Origin of the sequence: Streptomyces sp. A1136 (assembly GCF_004795055.1) — a bacterium.
Classification (GTDB): domain Bacteria; phylum Actinomycetota; class Actinomycetes; order Streptomycetales; family Streptomycetaceae; genus Streptomyces.
Genome location: NZ_SSBJ01000023.1, coordinates 45,574 through 64,392 on the forward strand (window position 1 = coordinate 45,574; position 18,819 = coordinate 64,392).

Below are 18,819 nucleotides of genomic sequence, written 5' to 3' on the forward strand. Positions count from 1 at the left end.
CTGTGTCTGAGTCCCCTTCAACGTCGGGCGACTGCATCGACGAAGTCGATGTCGCTCTGGAACGGCTTGTACTTGTACTGAGTGGCGTTCCCGGCTTGGCGGCGGCTTTCGATGTACGCGGAGATGGCGTCGCGCGGGACGCTGACCACCTCCAGTGGCGCGAGCCGTCCGCTGTCCCGCTTGGACGCGTACTCGATGTTGATCTCGTGCAGGGCGCTGTCGACGGCCGTGGACAGCGCGCTGTCGAGCCCGGCGGAAGGCTCCGGTACCTCGGCGACGACGACATAGCGGGGCGGAGTGCCCCAGCGCGGGCCACACATGTAGAGCCCCGTACTCAACCCGCTGGTGGCCAGGCCCCGTGTGATGGCCTCGGTGACCTGGGCCTCGGTGATCTTCTCGCCGGTGAAGGAGTGGAAGATCCCGTCGCGGTGTACGAAGTGCACCCACGGCGTGCCGTCGACAACCCGGTCCACGTGGTAGACGTCCCCGGTCCACAGCCGGTAGAGGCCGTTGCCCTGCGACATGATCAGGTGGTAGTCGCGGCCCTGCTCGACCTCGTGGACCAGCAGGGTCTCGATCCGTTCTCCCGAGTCGACCAGCTCGCCCAGTGGCACCTCGGCCGGCACGAACTCGAAGAACGCCTGGCCGACCGCCAACGGCTGGCTGTGGAGCGAGTCGTCGACGGGGATGGTGGTGACGCCCTCGGTGCCGCAGCTCATGAACGGCAATTTGGCGACGCCGGGGAACACCGCGTCGAGTTTGGCCGCGTACAGTCCGGCCGAGGCCGAAAGCCAGCATGTGTAGAGGGTCAGGGAGGGCCAGAGGTCTTTCAGCGTGAAGTCCGCTGTAGCCAGGACCCGTTCCAGGTGCGCGGCCGCCTGCTCGTCGGGTGCCGTGTACGGTCGGCCTTCGAGGGTGCCCTCGCGCAGGTCGCGGACGAGCGCCGGGCCGTGCGCCGCCACGAGGTCGCGCATGGAGATGAGGGTGCTGGGGTTGATGGAAGAGATGTAGTGCAGGTCCTTGCCCACGAGGTGGCGCAGTCGGTGGTACATGCGGCCCTCATGGCCGGTCGGCACGTCGGGTCCGAACCAGGGGGATTCGAACCACGGGGGGTTCCAATCACGGCTGTTGATCTGGGGGTGGCGGTTACTGACGGCCTGGTGCCCAATGCCGTGCACGAAGTCGAAGACGTCCTCGCGGACGGTCTGGGTGTCGAGGGTGGCGTACGGGTGGGCCAGGAGTTCGGGGTGGTGCTCCAGGTACGTGCCCCACATGGCCTTCATCGCGGGGATGCGGTAGGTGAGAAGCCAGTGGAGGGTGTAGGGAACGCGCTTGGGCACTCCGGTGGTGCCGCTGGTCTTGAGCCAGCGCACGACCGGGCTGCAGGTCAAAGTGCCGCCCTTGGTGCGGGTCTCGCGCTCGATCTCGGGGACGAAGTCCTCGTAGCGCATGATCGGCAGGACCGAGCGGAACCGGTCGTGGTCGGAGGCGACGGCGTCATAGCCGTGTTCGCGCCAGTGGAGGGATCCGGCACTCATGTCGATCACATCGGCCAGTACGCGGCGCTGGGCGGTCTGCGGGTCCTTGAGGTCCAGCAGCAGTTCCTGACGGGCCTGCCGGCACTCCTGTAGGAACGGTTCGCGGCGCTCCTGCCAGTGCTTCTGCCAATGGGGTGTGTCCACAACTGCTCCCGGAGGGGTCTGGATCCGAAGCCGAGCGGCCCGGAAACGGTTCGAACGTCATGGGACGGGTGAGGGGAGAGCGACCGCGCGGGGTCAGCGGTCGATGTAGGCCATCATTCGGTCGTTGTAGCGGGGGCCGGCGACCTGGCCGGGGCGGACCATCGTGTCAATCGCGGCCAGCGTCTCTGCGTCGAGCTTGACCCCGGCGGCGACGGTGTTCTCCTCCAGGTAGGTGCGCCGCTTGGTGCCGGGGATCGGCACGATGTCCTCCCCCTGGTGCAGCGCCCAGGCGATGGCCAGCTGAGCGGGGGTGAGGCCACGGGCCTGGGCGATCTCACGCACGGTGTCGGCGATCGCCGTGTTCTGGTCGTAATTCGCCCCCTGTAGACGCGGGTCGTGGTGGCGGAAGTCATCCTGCGGATAGTCCTCGGCGCGCAGGACGCCGCCGGTGAGGAAGCCCCGGCCAAGCGGGCAGAAGCCGACGAGTCCGATGCCGAGTTCGCGCAGTACCGGCAGCACGTCGTCCTCGAGGTTGCGCTCCCAGACGGAGAACTCGCTCTGTACGACGGAAAGGGGATGGACGGCATGGGCCCGGCGGACGGTGTTCGCGCCGGCTTCGCACAGGCCCAGGTAGCGCACCTTGCCCTGCTCCACCAGTTCGGACATCGCCCCGACGACCTCCTCGATGGGGACCCTTGGGTCGACACGGTGCTGGTAGAGCACGTCGATGTAGTCCGTGCCCAGTCGCTTCAGCGAGGCTTCGACGACCTCGATGATGTGTGATGGCCGACTGTCGGCCTCGGCTGTCGTGCCGTCCTTGAGCTTCATGGGGAAGCCGAACTTCGTGGCGATCACGGCCTGCTCGCGGCGGTCCTTGAGGGCTTCGCCCAGCAGGACCTCGTTGTCGTAGGGGCCGTACGCCTCGGCCGTGTCGAAAAGGGTGTAGCCCAGCTCCAGCGCCCGGTGCACGGTGGCGATGGACTCGCGGTCATCGGTCGCGCCGTACCACTGGCTCATCCCCATGCAACCGAGGCCCAGTTCGGAGACCTCCAGACCTTGGCTGCCCAACTTCCTGAACTTAAGCATGCGTCACTCCTCATTCGCGTGGTCGGTGGGGTGAGGGGCCGACCTGGGCGGGGGAGGCCAGATCACGCCCCTCACGAACCGGAACTGAAGCACAAACATGTACTGCGATTCAACTGTTTACTTGAGATCAGACTCACATCGACGGTCTGCGATCGGCGCGCCCGGACCAGAACGGGATCGCCCTCCAACTCGCAGGTGAACAAGGCGTTACGGCGCGGGGCGCCGGAAATCGCCGTGCGTGCGGTCCGTAGTCAAGCTTTAACGCCACCTTCACGGGTGGACTGGAGAACAACATTGGTGCTGCGTGTATTTTTGAACTGCTCACTCGTCAGGAAGGGCTCGCAGTGGACACAGTTGGCGCGATCGCAATCGTTGGCATGGGTTGCCGCTTCCCCGGCGCGGCAGGGATCGACGCGTTCTGGCGCCTGCTCGAACGCGGCGGCGACGCGGTTACCGCTGTCCCCGGGGACAGGTTCGACGCCGAGGCGCTGTACGCGGGTGAGGACCCCGCACCCGGCCGACTGAGATCGCGGCACGGTGGCTTCCTCGACGACCTGTTTTCTTTTGACGCGGGCTTCTTCGGCATATCGCCGCGCGAGGCCCTCACCATGGACCCGCAGCAACGGCTTCTGCTCCACGTGGTGTGGGAGGCCCTGGAGGACGCCCACATCCCGCCTTCGTCACTGGCCGGTAGCGCGACCGGTGTCTTCGTCGGTCAGGCCACCGCCGAGTACGCGGACACGCTGGGCTCGACCGGCTCCGGTGACATCCGTGCGCTCGCGGGCAGCGGACTGCGCGCCGTCACCTCGGGGCGGCTCAGTCATGCCCTTGACCTGCGCGGACCGAGCCTGACCCTGGACACGGCATGCTCTTCGTCGCTCGTGGCCGTGCACACCGCCCGCCAGAGCCTGATCGCCGGCGAGTGCGAGCTCGCGGTCGCGGCCGGGGTCAACGTCATCCTCACCCCGCGCGACGCCATCGCTTACTCGCAGGGAGAGATGCTCTCGCCCGACGGCCGCTGCAAGTTCGGGGACGACTCCGCCGACGGGTTCGTACGCAGCGAGGGCGTGGGTGCCGTCCTGCTCAAACGCCTGTCCGACGCGGTCGCGGACGGCGACACTGTCCACGCGCTCCTGCTGGGCAGTGCAGTCACCAATGACGGCCGTGGCAGCGGACTACTGCTTCAGCCCGCAGTCTCCGGGCAGGTCGAGATGCTCAGAGCCGCGTGGCGCAACGCCGGGATCACCGGGGCGCAGCTGGATTACGTCGAGGCGCATGGCACCGGCACCACGGTGGGCGACACCGTGGAACTGAGCGCTCTGGCCGCAGCGCTGCGCGAGGAAGAACCGGCGGTAGCCGGACGGCCGGTGCTGACCGGCTCCGTGAAGAGCAACATCGGGCACACCGAGGCCGCCGCCGGGATCGCCGGCTTCATCAAGACCACGCTGATCGCGCGTCACCGTACCGTGCCGGCTTCCCTCCACGTGACCACGCCGCACCCCCTCCTGGCCGACGACGGATTCCCGGTGCAGGTGGTGCGCGGCACCGCTCCGCTGGAGCCTCGGGGCGAGCGAGCCGTGCTCGGCGTCAGCTCCTTCGGGCTCTCCGGCACCAACGCCCATGTGGTGATCGGCGAGTACACGGCTGCGCTGCCGCAGGATGGGGTGGGCGACCCACACGCGGAGGCGGAGCCCTCCGTCGTGCGGACGCCGGACGGGGCGGAGCTGCTCGTGCTCACCGCACGTTCGCCTGGATCCCTGCGCCGCCTGGCTCTCCGGTACGCCGCCCACTTCGAACCAGGCGGTGACGGCCGGCCCTATGCGCTGCGCGACCTGTGCCGGGCCGCTGCGGCCGGCCGGGATACGCACCCCTTCCGCCTGTGGGCGGTCGGCGCCACGCACGACGAGCTGGCCCGGACGCTGCGCGATCTGGCCGCGGACGAGCCGACACCCGACGGGGGCATCCACGAAGCGGGATTCGCAGGCCCCCGCCGGGTGGCCTTCGTCTTCCCCGGCCAAGGGTCTCAATGGGCCGGCATGGGAAGGGAGTTGATGGGCTCTTCGACGGCATTCCGGTCGGCGATCGAGGAGTGCGATGAGGCGGTGAAGGACGAACTCGGCTGGTCAGTGGTGGAGCTGCTGCGTGACGGCGGTGAAATACCGGGAGCCGTAGAGGTGGCACAACCCGCACTGTGGGCGGTGGAGGTGGCTCTGGCCGCACACTGGCGTGCCATGGGCGTGGAACCGGACCTGTGCCTGGGCCACAGCATGGGAGAGGTGGCCGCCGCCTGCGTGGCCGGGGCGCTCTCCGTTCGTGACGCGGCGCGGGTGATCTGTCGCCGCAGCACCCTGATGCAGCGGCTCTCCGGCCGGGGCGCCATGCTCGCCACCGAACTCTCCGCCGATCGGGCACGGGAAATCGCGGCGGCATACGGGGACCGCGTGTGCGTGGCGGTGGAGAATTCCCCCCGCGCGACCGTGCTGGCGGGTGATGTCGCCGCCCTCGCGGAGATCGGCAGGCTCCTGGAGGAGTCTGGCATGTTCAGCCGTCCGGTCAAGGTGGACGTCGCCTCCCATTCCCCGGCAATGGACGAGCTGCGCGAGGAGCTCCCGGCCCGGTTGTACGAGCTGCGGCCCACCATCCCGGACATCGAGCTGTTCTCGACCGTACGGTGCGCCCGCGTTCGGGACGCCGGGCTGGACGGGACCTACTGGATGGACAACCTTCGGCTGCCAGTGCGGTTCGCGGAGTCCGTTCAGCAGGTGTGCAAGTCCGGTGAGGTCGTGTTCATCGAAGTCAGCCCGCACCCTTTGCTCTCCGAAGCGCTGACGGATTGCCAGGAAGCGGCGGGCGTTCCGGCGTCGGTGGTGACGAGTCTCGCCAGACGGCGCAGCGAGCCGACGGCGATGGCGCGCGCTCTGGGTCGTGCCTTCTCGCTGGGAGCCCGGGTCGACTGGCGGCGTTGGTACGGCGTGCTCCCCGCAGGTGTCAACCGGGTGCCGCTGCCGCTGTACGCGTGGGACACCGAGGAATTGCGCGTCCGCACAGGGCCTGCGGCACCTGCGGCAACCGAAGTCGCCGTCAAGGCGCCGAGCGATTACGCCCGGCGGATCCGGCTGTCCCGGCTCGGGTCGGCGGCTTACGGGGAAGGGGTGTCCGTGGCAGGGCGCACTGTGGTGCCCCCGGTGCTGTACCTCGGGGCGGTGGCTGAGGCCGTGCGGGACCTCGCCGGCGACGGACGGGTGAGCCTGGAGCACGTCCGCATGCGAGGTGCCGTGTCGCTCCCGGCGGTGGGCGAACCCCACGGCGGACGCGCCGAGGTGCGCATCGCACTGGAGCCGGAGGGGGGCGGGGCCGGGTACCGCTTCTCCGTCGATGTGAACCCGAACCCGGCCGCGGGTGAAGGTTGGGGTGAGGCTGAGGGGCACGGGGTGGACCGTCGGGACGGCAACGTCCGGTGCGTGACCGGCATCGCCCGCCCTGGAGGCCGGCCTGGTGGCGCTGACCTGGACAGTGCGCTGACGCGGTGTGGCGAATACGTGCCGGCCACCGAGTTCTACCGGCGGGCGGAGGGGCGCGGATTCACCGTTTCGCCGGCACTGCGCATGGTGCGGCAGTTGTGGTGCCGGGAGGGGGAGGCAGTTGCGCGCCTTCACACCGGGGGGCGCGGCTCAGGAGCCGGTGGGGCTGCCCTGGAGGCAGGGCTGCTGACCATGCTGGCGTCCTGGCCGCAGTACGGAGCCCCCGAGGATCGAGCCAGGGTGTACTTTCCCGTCTCGTTCGAGAGCGTGTTCTTCGAGGCGGATCCCGCCGGGGAGTTCTGGAGTACGGCAACCTTCTCGCCGGTTCCGGGAGGTGAGGGGGCGCGCGGTGACGTCGTGCTCAGCGGGCCCGACGGCCGCGTACTGGCAGAGTTCCGGGGCATCGCTCTGGTGCGCTGGGAAGCGGTCGGGGGGGCGATCACACCGGAGGGCGCCCGAATGGGAGGGGCGGCGAGGGATGGTGGGCCGGCCTCACCGGTTCCGGGCGCCGCGCCGCCTACCGCCGGCGCGGGACAGGATGTCTACGCCCGGATCGCGGAAGTGCTGGGCAGCAGTGCCGAGCGGCTGGACCGGAGGAGGTCGCTGGTCGACTTGGGCCTGGATTCCCTCATGGCCCTGCAGCTGCGGCGTATCCTCCAGGTCGAATTCGGCCTGGAGGTCACCGTGGGGCGGCTACTCGGCGGTGAGAGTGTGGCGGCCCTTGCGGGGGCGGCGACCCAGCTACGTTGAACTGCAATGTATAGATGGACTATGGTGCAACAATTGGGGGGGCGCGGCGTGCCGCCCACGCGGCCGGGGGAGCTCGCCACCCGTCAGCGGGACCAAGTATCACGCCCTTTCGGGCCGCAGGAGGAGAACCCATGACCGTCGAGCCCACACCCGTACAACCACCGGGCAGGCGCGAGCGCAGCAGGCGGCGCGTGCACGAGAACCTGTACACGGCGGCTCTCCAGCTGTTCGCCGAGCAGGGGTATGAACGGACGACCATCGACCACATCACCGAGCGCGCGGATGTGGCCCGAGGCACCTTCTTCAACCACTTCCAGCGCAAGGAGGACCTCGTCACGACGTGGGCCGAGCACCGCCGGAAGAAGCTGGAAAGTGAGATGGGCGCGTCGCTGGTTCTGGAGGACCACGTAACCGTGCAACTGGAGCGGTGCATGGCTACGCTGGCCGCCTTCAACGAGGCGGAGGAGGACCTCACCCGGGTGATGCTCACGGCATGGGTGAAGTCGGGCCAGCCGCTCCTGGAGGAGCCGCACTATGCCGGATACGTCTTCACCCAGGTGATCTCGGCGGCCCAGGTCCGCGGCGAGGTGGCCTCCGACGTGGACCCGGTGGTGGCCGGAAACCTCCTCCGCGACGCCTACCTGGGGCTCCTCTACCGTTGGACCCAGACGGCTGAGGGCAAAGCCCCGCTGCGCGCAGAACTGCGAGCCCTCCTGCGGATCACTCTGACCGGAGTCCTCTCCTACACGCAGCGCGGATAAGCGTCGCTCTGGTAGGCCGCCCCAAGGGCGGCCCCGGCCAGACCTGGTCCATCGTCAAATGGACACCTCTCCGCCCAAGCCCGGCACCTACCTGACCGAAACCGCCCTCACCGGCCTGTTCGGGCCCCCTCGACACCATCTTCGGAAGCTGACCCCACCCACCACCCCAGGCCCTCCCCGCAGCGCGGGCCCGGGGCGCAGCGTGCGCGGCTCGTGACCGGGCCGGGCGCGGGCCGTGCCCATCGGGGTGAACACCCCGCCGGGTGTCTCCCGTCCCGCCACCCTGGAGACTGACGGCGATGGGCCGACGCGAAAAGGGGTGAGAGACCGCCGCGGTCGTGCCGGACGCACCCGCAGTCCTCCCCCGCGCCCGAGACGGCGTGGTGGGTGACCCCGCCGGCCCGCGTCGTCCACTCTCGTTCCCGTCAGCCACTACGAGGGTATGTTCGACGTCCCGCCCGACATCCTCACCCTGTCGATGGTGCTGGTGCAGCGCGTCGCAGCAGCCATGCGGACCACCTCGGGGGCCACGGGTGTCAACATCCTGAGCGCCAGCGGTCCGGGATCGGAACAGTCCGTGCCCCACCTGCATTTCCATGCCGTTCCGCAGTGGATTGACGACGGGATATCCACATGGCCGACGGGACACTCCCGTCGCCACTCCACCGGCGACCTTGGCACGAGGCTCGCCGACGCACTCGACCGAGATCAGAAACCCAGCCACAGAAGCTGAGCCAGAACCCCTTCTCGCCTACAAAGCCTACAAAGCCACCTACGGGACGTCGCCGCGCCACACGAACCGGCCGACCCCGCCGGCGCCGGCGTCCGCTTCGGCCGGCTCGTACCCGGACCGGCCGTGCTCCGACATCAACATCGCCCGTACACACGACGATCCACCCACCACGCATCCACCCCACACCCTCCCACCGCCAGGCCGGAGTCCGGCGGTGATGCGCCGGCCGCCTTCGGACGGATGAACCCCGGGGCGGGTGCAACGGCCGGTGATCCGGCGGCGCGGGGTCAGCCGGTGCGGGGCCGGTAGACGCGCACCGTGCGGTGCGCGATGGCGAACCCGCGAGGGGGCCCTGAGCGACACGGTCCGGGAGTGCCGGGCCGCACGGGAACCGCCGTCTGCGGAGGTTCAGGCAGCTGGGCCTACGGCGTGCCGGTGTCTCAGGCCTGGGACATCAGGGATTGCGCCAACTGTCGGCCCTCCGCCCGACAGGGCGCCGTACCGCAGGTGGGCGGGAATCTCACCGACGGCGCCCGCCCGGACGGCGGCCATCGCCTCGTCGATGCCGACGATCACCGTGTTCGACTTCGGCGCCAGGGCCAGGTGCACGGTGGCCTGCGCCAGGGCGAGGCGGGCCTCGGGCATTCCGATCAGCTGGACCGTCTGTGCCGCGGCCACGGCGGCCTGCAGCGCTGTGCCGAGGGTGAGCGGGAGCCGGTCATGCGCTACACCGGCGGCCGGAGTCCGGGAGAGGAGTGAGGTCGGCACGCTCGCCGCCTCCGAACTCGGGGCCGGCCGCTCTCGTGCCGCCGGTGACAGCTGCCCAGGGGCTCGCCCACGCGTCGTCGCCGCCCCGGCCGCGGTTGCTTCCGGGGAGAGGCGCCTTCGCCTGCGCGGATGAGGTCCGACCGCCGGCAGCCACCGCGCCGTACGTATCGCCGTTCCCGGGCCGCCGTTCCCGCCCTCCGCGTTGGCGCCACCACTGCCCCGCCGCCCTGCACCCCGCCTCGGCGCCGCCTCAGTCGCGGGATGCGTAGCGGTCCAGGCTCTGGGCCACGGACGCGGTGACGGCTCCGTAGACGAGGTGGGGAATCACGTCGGCGGCCCAGTCCACCGCTGCCCAGGTGCGGGGGTCGGAGATGCCCAGGACGACGATCGGTCCGTCGACGGCAGCCATGGCCCCGAGGCCTACGATCGCGGTGGCCGGCAGCGGTCCCGGCCGCCAGCCGAGACCGCGAGCGATTCCCACGGCGGCACCGATCCCGATCCCGACCAACAAGCCGCTCAGCGCCCCCAGGCCGGTGAGCCGGTTCGCGCGCCGGTCCTCGTCGCCGGGGATGGACACTCCCGCCTTGGCGGCCAGGACCTCGACGCTGTGCTCGGGAACACTGCTGGCACCACGTCCCCGGACCACCATGTCGAGGTAGGTGACCACGTTGAGCGCTGTGGTCCCCGCGGCGCCGGCGGCGGCTCCCCCGAGGAGACCCCGGACCACGGCCCTCACGACAGGTGGCCGATCTGCTTCATGGTCATAACCTCCGGGTGCAGCGGGAACAGCGGCGTCTGTTGACGCTAGGGCCAGGTGTGCGGAATACGTCTGTCAGCGCGGACCGGATGGGAGAGTTGCCCTCGCGCAGATGACAGCGGATCGGCCACCTGGCGGCTGACCCGTACACGGCCCCGGCCGGGAGGGACCGGCGCGCCGTGGTCCGCCGCCGGCCGGGCCGGTGGCGGCCGTGAGGCGGCGCCCATGGCCTCGCCGCCTGTGGCGGGAACCCGGCCGCCGGGCCACGTCCTCGGCGCCGACACTGCCGCGCGCCCGGCTGAGGGCCCTGCCCGGCCCGTCGCCGCTGTCGGTCCCGTGCCGGTGCCCGTAGCGATCGATTCAGGACGCTGTCGGCGCGGCGGGAACGGTGCCCCCGATCCCCTTTCGGTCCTCGGACCCCGCGAACGCCGGGGCGCGCCACCGCCCGGCCCGGTCCCGCCGTCGGAGGGTCGCGGTACGGCGCCGTCGGTGTTTCCGGTTGCGCCAGGTGGTAGCCCAAGGAGGTCGCGACGTGCTCGACCGCCCGCCCCCTGCTGCGCTGGGTTCGGGTCAAGCCGGCGCGCCGTAGCACCGCAGCGTGCCGGCTCGCTGCCGCGTTCGACACGCCGAGCAGTGATGCCGGCTGCCGCCCGGTGACTCCCCCGGACGTGACGACGCATTCGAGCGCCGCCGCTCTGCCGGCGCCCAACAAGGATCGCAGCGCCGCTTCTTGGCCCGGCTCGGTACGTGGAGCGGGTCCCGCGGGGATCCGGAGGGTCAGGTGGTCGTCGGCCGGCTCGGCGAGGGTGACCTGTGGGCTGAGGGCGACTGGCTGGATCCGGAGCGAGCGGCCGGTCGAGTTCGAGGTCCGCGTCGAAGGATGTCGGCAGTCCCAGACGGGAAGGTACAGACGGCTTGCCCTGATGTTCAGCCGGAACGAACAGTGGAGACCCTGTGACTCTCAAGCACGTGACCGACGCTTCTTTCGACGAGGACGTCCTCAAAAGCGACAAGCCTGTCCTGGTCGACTTCTGGGCCGAGTGGTGCGGGCCCTGCCGCCAGATCGCCCCGTCCCTGGAAGCCATTGCGGCCGAGCACGGAGACAAGATCGAAATCGTCAAACTCAACATCGATCAGAACCCCGCAACCGCAGCGAAATACGGCGTCATGTCCATCCCCACCATGAACCTCTACCTCAACGGGGAGGTCGCCAGGACCATCGTCGGCGCCAAGCCGAAGGCCGCGCTGGAACGAGACCTCGCAGACTTCATCGCCGAGTAACGCCACTGTCCACAGAGAACCCGGTCACCCGACTGTGACCGCCCCGCGATCACCGGCCAGAGCCTGCACTCATCTGATGCCCGTGTCACCGCCCGCGGACTGTCGACCCTTGCGAGGCCGGCCCCGGCCGTACTCGTCCCGTCACGGAACCGGGGCCAGTCCCGCGCACTCCTCAGCACAGCTTGAAACTACCGGCCGCAAAGACAGCTTGAAACAAACTGTGACCAGCGGGACCGCAGTGTCGGCGCTGCATGCTGCCGGCACTGTGGTTCCGCCTGCGCGCTGTTTCTGGTCCTTTGTCGTGAGCTGAGGATCTCCCGCGCCGTCAGTACGTCACCGTGATCCGCTGTGCTGGGCCGTCCACGCTGACCGTTCCGCCGTAAGGGATCACCAGTTGGGGATCGGTATGTCCGAAGTCGACGTCGAACACCGCCATGGTGTGCGGGGCGTACGTCGCCAGCGCGCGCAGCACCGCTTCGCGCTGCTCAGCGGCATAGCGTCGCTTCTCCTCCGCTTTGTTCGGCTGCTGGAAGGACCACGCTTTGGCACGGCCCATCAACAGGGCCGAGAAGCGCGCCAGCAGGCCCCGTTCTCCCATGTTGCGCAAGATCCGGAAGACTTCCTCCCCGCTCGGCATCTCCTCCGACGTCTCCAAGAACAGCACGCCGCCCTCGTAGACGGCTGGGTCGCGTGCGATCTCGCGGTCGGCCATCAGCAGCCATGACAGGATTTCCAGATTGCCGCCCCAGGCGCGGCCTTCGACGCGCTGGTCGGGCTGGTGCCAGATCCAGCCGTCGGCGGGCTGCGAGTCCGGCTCCCTGTCGAAGGTGGCCGGGTCGGCCCAGTCGCGGTCGGTGTCGCGGTAGCGCGTGGCGGGGCGGAGTTCGTACGGGCCCGGTGTGAACAAGGCCGCGCGTACCGAGTCGGCGGTCATGGGGTGGAGTGCGTAGGGGCGGCCGAGTTCGGTCATCAGGCAGGCCCCGTGGTAGGCAATGATGCCCAGGTTGTGCAGGAAGACCAGCAGGTTGGTGTTGTCGCTCCACCCGAAGAAGGGCTTGGGGTTAGCGCGGATCAGCTCGCGGTCCAGCAAAGGAAGCACGGTGATCTGGTCGTCGCCACCGATGCTGGCCATCACCGCCCTGACCGAGGGATCGGCGAACGCGGCGTGGATGTCGTCGGCGCGTTCCTTGGGCGTGGATCCCATTTTGCGAGTGGACGGGTACTCCACTGGTTCGAGGCCGAAATCCTCACGCAGCCGCTTGAGCCCCAGCTCGTACGGAAGAGGGAAGAGCTCGGGCAATCCGGACGAAGGGGAGATGATCGCTATGCGGTCACCGGGCACAGGCTTTGGAGGATATGCAGGTGAGGTCATGACCGTCAGGCTAGAGGTCTGATCGACTACTGATCATCTTCATTTCAGACGGGAATTCTCCGTTCATCGACTTCGAACAGGGGCCGAAGTCATCCCCTGACGAACGATCTACTTCGTGGTCACGCCAGCCCTTTGACCTGCGTCTTCAGGTTGGCGGAGGCTCATCGCCCGACGAGTCGCCTGCGGCCCTCAATGGAGAGCGGTGCGTTGGCATGGGTGCCCATCAGATGGCGGCGAGGTTGTTGAGCAGGTGGCCAAGCTCTGCCGGCGCCTGAATGTGGGCCAGATGGCCCTGGCCGGCGAGTTCGTGGACCGCGGCGTGAGCGACGTGCTGTCGCACATCGTCGAACGACGTTCCGTAGGGGGCGGTTCCGCGGTTGCACTGGCCGATGATCAGGTCCACTTGATCTGCCTGTCTCGCCATCACATCCGGAGGCGGCGCCGCGTTGAGCGCGCCGAGTTCGGCGTACAGCGGTTCGCTCAAGCGACGCAAGGCCGCCCAGCCGTGCTGATCGGCCTGAAGATCCTCGACATGCGCAGCGGAGAAGCCGGAAATCTGCCGATTGACGATCTCGACGCAGCGATCCCAGTCCGCCGTCTCCGCTGCGCTCTTCAGGTCCGGCACTGCATGGCGTCCGAACGGCCGCATCACCGGTTCGTAGGCGAGCACCTGGGGAATCGGGCGATCGTTGGCGGCCAGCAAGGTGATCAAGCCGCCGTAGCTCCAGCCGAAGAGCGCCCTCGTGCTGTCGAACTCGTCAAGGACCACGCCGAGGTCCTCCACCTCTGTCCGCAGCGAGTAGGAATCGGTCAAGGGCCCCGAGGGAGTGCGCCCCCGACGGTTTACGACTACCACTGATTGCCAGGCCGCGATGGCGTCCACGACCTGACGCCAAGAGAGCGCATCGCTCATGACGCCCGGGACGATGACGAGGCCCGGAGCATCCGGCTCCCCGTATACATCGACCGCGACCCAGCTGTCCCCGTCGACTGCAAGCTTCTTCTGAATCGTTCGCTCCATAAATCTATTATGGAGCGAACGATCTACAATGCAAGCGTGACCGAACGCAACCGTGGACGCCCCCGAGCCTTCGACCGCGACCGTGCGGTCCTCGAAGCCGCTCGCCTCTTCTGGCGACGCGGCTACTCCGGCACCTCGACCCGCACCCTGACCGCGGCCCTCGGGCTCTCCACGTCCAGCCTCTACGCCGCCTTCGGCAGCAAGGCCGGACTGTTCGAGGAAGCGGTGCGGACCTACGCCGAGCGGTACCGCGAGATCTACCAGCAGGCTGTCGCCGAGAACGTCATCCAGACCGTCATCGAACGCATCCTGACCGACTCGGTCCACGAGTTCACCCAGCCAAGCGGCACGCACCCGGGGTGTCTCATCAGCAGTGCCGTGATGACCGACAGCACGAGCACGCTCGATACCAGCGCCTACGTCGCCGAACTGCACAGCTCGAACGAGCAGGCCCTCCTCGTGCGCATCGAGCGGGCGATCCAGGACGGGGAACTGGCCGCGGGCACCAACGCAGCGGCCCTGACCGGGCTCATCCAATCCGTCTGGCACGGATTGTCAGTGCGGTCCAACGTCGGTACTGCTCGCGAGGACCTGCTCGCGACGGCGCGACTTGCTCACCAGCTGATCTGCCAACAACTCACGTCACCAACGTCCTGACCCGCAACACCTAGGGCGGCGATCTGGCGTTGGGCGTCGACGTCGTGTGCCAGTGGTCAGGAAAACGTGGGCTCGTCTTGTCATCCGGCGCCCGAATCGGCTCAGGGAAGGTCCACCTCGTCCAGCTACCGCCCGGGGGTGGTTTTCGGGCCGTCGCCAGAGTCCGTGCGCTGGCTTTCGAACCAGTCGCTTCTCGGGAAGCCGTCCGTCTTGGGCTCGTACACGATCTTGCCGTAGAGGCCCTTCTGGCAGATCCGGGAGTGGTCCGCTGCGGAGAGAGTCAGTCGCGTTCGCTCCTGGGCGGGTTCGGTGCACCACTGCCGGATCCCGAGGTAGCTCCGACCCTCCGGGGATCTGGTGTCGCCGTAGACAATGCAAGTCAGCCCCTTGAGGAGGGTCTCGGGGGCGAGGGACTTCTCGATGCCGGCGGGATCTGTGAAGGTAGCGGTCCAGGCATGCCTGCCCGCTGGTGAGTTGGGCTTCCTTGGGGAACTGTCCGTCGAACGCGCGGCCCGCGTGGGCGAGACCCGCGCCATCCCCATGAGCGAGGGCGAGGTCCGGGCCGCGCACGTCAACCCGAAGACGCCCCGGCTCATGGTGCGCTGGGACGGATACCAGTGGTCGGCGGTCGGCCTCGCAAAGGACTTCGCCGCCGCCCAGAGAATCGTGCACCCGGACCAGTCGCCCTCCCTCCCCCTGCCGGGCGGCCCGGTGCCGCACAAAAAGCCGGGCCAGTTCACCGAGGGCCGCACCTTCTACGAGGGCGACATCGCGGACGGCGCGCTGATCGACCTGATCTTCTCCGAGCACCCGGACATCTCCGCCGTGGTCCACTGCGCGGCTCTGATCGTGGTGCCCGAGTCCGTCGCGGACCCGATCGGCTACTACGAGGCGAACGTCGGCAAGTCCCTGGCCTTCGTCGGCCACCTGCACCGCAACCAGTGCGACCGCGTCATCTTCAGCTCCTCGGCGTCCATTTACCAGGCCGAGGACGGCTCCCCGGTCAACGAGGACTCGCCGCTGGCCCCACAGAGCCCCTACGCGCGGACGAAGGCACACTGCGAGGAGATGTTCGCCGACATCTCCGTCGCCGGGCCCCGCGTGCTGTCCCTGCGCTATTTCAACCCGGTCGGCGCCGACCCGGAGCTGCGCACAGGTCTACAGCTCAAGCGGCCCAGCCACGCGCTGAGGTGTCCTCATCCAGGCCCACCAGGAGCGCCGCCCGTTCCCGATCACGGAAACCGGCTACCCGACCCGTGACGGCACGGGCATCAGGGACTACGTACACGTCTGGGACCTCGCCGCGGCACACATCGCCGCGATCCGGCGCTTCGACTCGATCCTCACAGAGAAGAAGCGCTCGATCGCGATCAACCTGGGCACCGGCAGCGGCACGACGGTGCGGGAGCTGTGTGCGGCTTTCAACAACATCGTCAGCACGCCGCTGCGGACCATCGACGCCGCCCCTCGGCCCGGCGACGTGGCCGGCGGATACACCAAGAGCGACCGGGCGGCCGAGCTTCTGGGGTGGACGCCGAAGCTGTCCCTTGAGGACGGAATCCGGTCCGCCCTGGACTGGATTCCGGTGCGCGACGCAATGCTGACGGACTGACCGTCCGGGGTCGCCTTCACCCCTCCTGCGGGTTCGGGTTGGGTGGAGGCCGGCTTCGAGGGCGAGGAGGTGACCCAGGGCCGGCCCGAGCCACGCGGCACCCCACCGGTGGTCCGCCGGGGCGTCGCGGTATGCGGTGTGGGGGAATTTCGAGGGCTTCCAGGAGCTGGTGAGCGGCGATTCCGACCTCGTCGTTAGCCTCGTCGCGGTGGGAGGTGGGTATGGATCAGGCGGTCTTCGAATCAGTCCGGTACTCCGTGGTGTGCCAGGACTGCGGTGCGGAGCTGGAGTGCTGGGGAGTCCAGGCCCTGGTGAATGGCCGGTTGCGTTGGCACGTCGAGTCGACCTGTTCCACTTGTGGCTTTGTCCCTGAGACTTCAGGAATCTCCATCGCCAGGTCACCCTCCTGCGACCCGAGGCACCGAGGATCGCGGGAGCATGGTCGAGGACAGCTTCACCGCCCTGGACGAGCAGACCGTCACCGTGCCGGGCACGGAGGCGGCCGCCCTGATCGTCCCGAGCCTGGCCGGACCCCTGACCGCCGTCCTTGACCAGCGGAAACTGCCGGCTGGGCGGATCGAGGAGCTGCTGGAGGCTCACCCCCTCTTTTTTACAGGGCAAGCACCAACCCGGGCCCTGGCCGCGCGGCCGGGTCGCCCGGGCCGCTGGAGGGCCGAGGCGTAGTGTGCCGGGTGTGATCGAACTGAACTTCCCGTCGGGGGGCCGGAGTCGTCCGGCGAAGTCATCCGTGGCGCTGGCGCTTGTCCTCGTGGTCGTCGAGGGGGTCACAGCGTTCGTCCGGGTCGGTGCGGTGGGGTTCTGCTGGATGGTGGGCGGGACTATCGCCCTCCTCGCCCCGCTTGTCCTCCTGTCGCGCCGGAGTTGGAGCAGGGTCGGGGCCGACGGAATAACCATCTGTTGGGGTCTGGGGCACGGCCGCACATACCCCTGGCACGAGATCCAGTGGATTGACGTGCGCGAGACCAAGGGCCAGGGTTCGTCCTCGCACGCGGTCCGAATGTTCCTCTCGGGCGGCCGGCGTCGTTCGTTGCCCGGGCTCTACCGCAGTGACATGCACCCCGCCCCCGACTTCGACGAGCAGTTCCAACGGGTCGTCAACTGGTGGGAGCTGAGCACGGACCAGACCGCACGGGTTCGGCCGTCCGAGCAGTTCCGAGACCGGCTGACTCCGACCGTGGTCGGACTGGTCGGAACCATTGCCATTGTCGTCGTGATGTTCGCCGCTTTCGTGATCGTAAGGCAGCTCTAGGCATCTCGTTCAGCCTCGGGGCTCGATGAAGTGGGTGAGTGTCTCTGTCGGCCGGCAGACACTTGAGGACGAGTGGGTGATGAAGAAGCGGTGGGCGATGACCCAGCCCTGCTGCTTGTCGAGGATGGGCGGTGCTTCATCACGGCAGACGTGGCGCAGGTAGCGGCGGCGACCGGTGCTCCTGCCGTCAGCAACGCCGGTGAGGCGACGAGCACGGCCGGCGGGCCCAGAGCCCTCACGCCCGTGAGCTTGGCGTGTGGGTCGGCTTCAGGGCTCGCCAGTCGCGGGACGCGTCCCACGTCATAGCGGACCGCGGTCCGCCGGTTTTGGGACCCGAGAGGTCGTCCAGGACCCGGGCAGCGGGCCGCGTTGAGGGCTGCGGTCGGTGACTCCTGGGCGCGTTCGTCGATCGCTGCGGTGACGGTCTCCAGCGTCCCTCGGACCCGTGCTCGCGGCACGGAAGATGCCTGGACTCGGCCCAGTCCACGGTGTGGGCCTCCCCCATCGAGCCACCAGGCGTACTCGGCCCGCACAGCGGTCGCGCGCGGTCGACGGCGGTGGTCTTGCCCGTCGTGGACGTTCCGGTGCTGCACGCCACGAGCGCGACCGCCGACAACGGAAGCCGCGGTCGCCCCCTGGACGACCGCCCCTCGGCTCTGCTGCCCTGGAGTACTCCCGCACGGCCGTCCCGGGCAACGGCCCGCCTCCCGCCACCCGCCTCGCGGTACGGCAGCCAAGGATCAGTGTCCGCGCGTCGGTCGGCCCGCCGGGATGCAGCACAATCGACTGCGGTCACCTGCGTGCCGATGACGAAGACCGCCGGCTCCGAGCAGGGCGCTTCCGCGCGGCGCATGCGATTCTCTACCCGGAAGGCATCATGTCGATCCCCCCGCAGTCCCCGCAGTACCCCGCCGGACCGCCGCAGTTCCAGCCGTACCAGGCCCAGCCATACGGCCTCGGCTACGGGGATACGCCGCCCGGGTGGGCGCCGGCCGGCCTGGCGAACATCGGCGCCCGGTTCGGTGCCCGGGTGCTGGACGTCATCTTCTGGTACGTCGGGTACTTCATCGTGGCCTTCCCCGTGATGATGTGGATGCGCGCGGGCGGTGGCGCCCCCGCGACAGCCCTGCTCAGCGTCTGCCTCGTCGCGTCGTTCGTCCTGTACTTCGCGGTGTCCATATGGAAGTTCGGTTCGACGCTCGGCAAGCGCATCTGCGGGGTTCGGATCGTGCGCCGACAGACGGCCGCCCCCATGGGGTTCTGGCGCGCCGTCGGGCGCGAGGCGTTCTGGCTGGTGGCCGTCGTCATGCCCGTCCTCGGTCTGCTCAATCCGCTGTGGTGCTGTTGGGACAAGCCGTACCAGCAGTGCCTGCACGACAAGATTGCCGACAGCATGGCCGTCAGGCGCTGAGATCGCAGGGGCCAACCGGTTCTCCTCAATGCGGTACGCAGATGGCTCCTCCCCTTCCTGACAGGCCCCTTCCACCCGCCGGTGCCGATCGTCACCCCGACCCCGTCCGAAGCCCGGCCTCCCCGTGATGGCCGTGC

At 68.9% G+C, this 18,819-nt stretch carries 13 protein-coding genes and 3 pseudogenes; 10 read left to right on the forward strand and 6 right to left on the reverse strand.

Annotation, left to right across the window (positions count from 1 at the left end; genetic code table 11):
- Positions 1–17: 17 nt before the first annotated feature.
- Positions 18–1,682: a GH3 auxin-responsive promoter family protein gene (locus E6R62_RS22490; RefSeq protein ID WP_240801820.1), complete on the reverse strand. Its 1,665-nt coding sequence runs from the start codon at positions 1,680–1,682 to the stop codon at positions 18–20.
- Between the two features lie 93 nt (positions 1,683–1,775).
- On the reverse strand, positions 1,776–2,768 hold the full coding sequence (locus E6R62_RS22495; protein WP_136215316.1) for an aldo/keto reductase: 993 nt from the start codon (positions 2,766–2,768) through the stop codon (positions 1,776–1,778).
- A 344-nt stretch (positions 2,769–3,112) separates the two neighbouring features.
- On the opposite strand from E6R62_RS22495, the gene E6R62_RS22500 reads away from it, so the two are divergent.
- From E6R62_RS22500 to E6R62_RS22510, 3 genes and pseudogenes are all read left to right on the forward strand, one after another.
- The gene (locus E6R62_RS22500) at positions 3,113–7,039 is read left to right on the forward strand and encodes a type I polyketide synthase (RefSeq protein ID WP_276615642.1); all 3,927 of its coding nucleotides are present in this window, start codon (positions 3,113–3,115) and stop codon (positions 7,037–7,039) included.
- 131 nt (positions 7,040–7,170) lie between these two features.
- Complete coding sequence (locus E6R62_RS22505; RefSeq protein ID WP_240801821.1) at positions 7,171–7,800, forward strand: TetR/AcrR family transcriptional regulator; 630 nt, start codon at positions 7,171–7,173, stop codon at positions 7,798–7,800.
- Between the two features lie 427 nt (positions 7,801–8,227).
- Positions 8,228–8,533, forward strand: a pseudogene (locus E6R62_RS22510) (HIT family protein); the annotation flags it as partial.
- Positions 8,534–9,028: 495 nt separating this feature from the next.
- Here E6R62_RS22510 and E6R62_RS22515 read toward each other — a convergent pair.
- A pseudogene (locus E6R62_RS22515) lies at positions 9,029–9,229 on the reverse strand (replication-associated recombination protein A); the annotation flags it as partial.
- Between the two features lie 322 nt (positions 9,230–9,551).
- Complete coding sequence (locus tag E6R62_RS22520) at positions 9,552–10,028, reverse strand: hypothetical protein (RefSeq protein ID WP_136215319.1); 477 nt, start codon at positions 10,026–10,028, stop codon at positions 9,552–9,554.
- A 984-nt stretch (positions 10,029–11,012) separates the two neighbouring features.
- On the opposite strand from E6R62_RS22520, the gene trxA reads away from it, so the two are divergent.
- Complete coding sequence (gene trxA, locus E6R62_RS22530) at positions 11,013–11,339, forward strand: thioredoxin (RefSeq protein ID WP_136215320.1); 327 nt, start codon at positions 11,013–11,015, stop codon at positions 11,337–11,339.
- A gap of 325 nt (positions 11,340–11,664) precedes the next feature.
- Here the strand turns inward: trxA and E6R62_RS22535 are convergent, their stop codons facing one another.
- Together E6R62_RS22535 and E6R62_RS22540 are read right to left on the reverse strand one after the other, a co-directional pair.
- Complete coding sequence (locus E6R62_RS22535) at positions 11,665–12,711, reverse strand: S66 peptidase family protein (RefSeq protein WP_136215321.1); 1,047 nt, start codon at positions 12,709–12,711, stop codon at positions 11,665–11,667.
- A 223-nt stretch (positions 12,712–12,934) separates the two neighbouring features.
- Positions 12,935–13,732: an alpha/beta fold hydrolase gene (locus E6R62_RS22540; RefSeq protein ID WP_136215322.1), complete on the reverse strand. Its 798-nt coding sequence runs from the start codon at positions 13,730–13,732 to the stop codon at positions 12,935–12,937.
- 36 nt (positions 13,733–13,768) lie between these two features.
- Between E6R62_RS22540 and E6R62_RS22545 the strand changes: the two genes are divergently transcribed.
- From E6R62_RS22545 to E6R62_RS39695, 6 genes and pseudogenes are all read left to right on the forward strand, one after another.
- Positions 13,769–14,389, forward strand: a complete 621-nt coding sequence (locus E6R62_RS22545) for a TetR/AcrR family transcriptional regulator (protein ID WP_136215323.1) — start codon at positions 13,769–13,771, stop codon at positions 14,387–14,389.
- A 420-nt stretch (positions 14,390–14,809) separates the two neighbouring features.
- A complete protein-coding gene (locus E6R62_RS41795) occupies positions 14,810–15,649 on the forward strand; it encodes a DUF6087 family protein (protein ID WP_276615643.1) in 840 nt (279 codons plus the stop codon).
- Positions 15,621–16,001, forward strand: coding sequence for a GDP-mannose 4,6-dehydratase (locus E6R62_RS41800; protein WP_276615646.1), 381 nt, complete (start codon positions 15,621–15,623; stop codon positions 15,999–16,001). The genes E6R62_RS41795 and E6R62_RS41800 overlap by 29 nt, the downstream gene beginning before the upstream one ends.
- A gap of 391 nt (positions 16,002–16,392) precedes the next feature.
- Positions 16,393–16,607: pseudogene (locus E6R62_RS22555) on the forward strand (IS110 family transposase); the annotation flags it as partial.
- A 142-nt stretch (positions 16,608–16,749) separates the two neighbouring features.
- On the forward strand, positions 16,750–17,271 hold the full coding sequence (locus E6R62_RS22560) for a hypothetical protein (protein ID WP_136215324.1): 522 nt from the start codon (positions 16,750–16,752) through the stop codon (positions 17,269–17,271).
- An 877-nt stretch (positions 17,272–18,148) separates the two neighbouring features.
- Positions 18,149–18,682, forward strand: a complete 534-nt coding sequence (locus E6R62_RS39695) for an RDD family protein (protein WP_168714143.1) — start codon at positions 18,149–18,151, stop codon at positions 18,680–18,682.
- Positions 18,683–18,819: the final 137 nt, after the last annotated feature.